At 62.9% G+C, this 475-nt stretch carries 1 protein-coding gene; it reads right to left on the reverse strand.

What is annotated here, in order from left to right; all coding sequences use genetic code 11:
• Window positions 1-475: immunoglobulin-like domain-containing protein (locus F6S12_RS32895; RefSeq protein ID WP_315870008.1), on the reverse strand; the 475-nt coding region annotated here is incomplete at both ends.

Below are 475 nucleotides of genomic sequence, written 5' to 3' on the forward strand. Positions count from 1 at the left end.
GTCAGTCACGTCGGTGACTGCTGGCGCTGGATTGGTCTCCAGGTTCTCGAAGTTACCGCCTTCGGCTTTAGTGATGGTGGCTTCGACTTTACCGGCGTCCTTGTACACGTCATCGGCTGGAGCCGCGACGGTGGTGGTGCCGGTAGTGGCGCCGGCGGCGATGGTGATTACCGCGCCGTTGGACAGAGTCACAGTCACCGGGGTGCCGGCTGCGTTGGTCAGTGTGGCGGTGTAGGTGATCTGGCCGCCCTCAGCCACCGATTCTGTAGCCGACAGGCTCAGGTTGGTGGTGTCCGGAGTATCGGTGACCGAGGTCTCGGCCGGCTTGTCGCTGACCTCCAGCTTCTCGTAGTTACCGCCGTCCGCCTTGGTAATGGTGGTGCTCAGGGAACTGCCGCCAGCGAGGGCATCGTTGGGTGCGGTGAAGTTCACGCTGCCGGACGATTCACCCACTGGAATGGTGATGGTCTGCCCG

This window comes from Pseudomonas sp. JV245A, from assembly GCF_032424515.1.
Taxonomy (GTDB): domain Bacteria; phylum Pseudomonadota; class Gammaproteobacteria; order Pseudomonadales; family Pseudomonadaceae; genus Aquipseudomonas; species Aquipseudomonas protegens.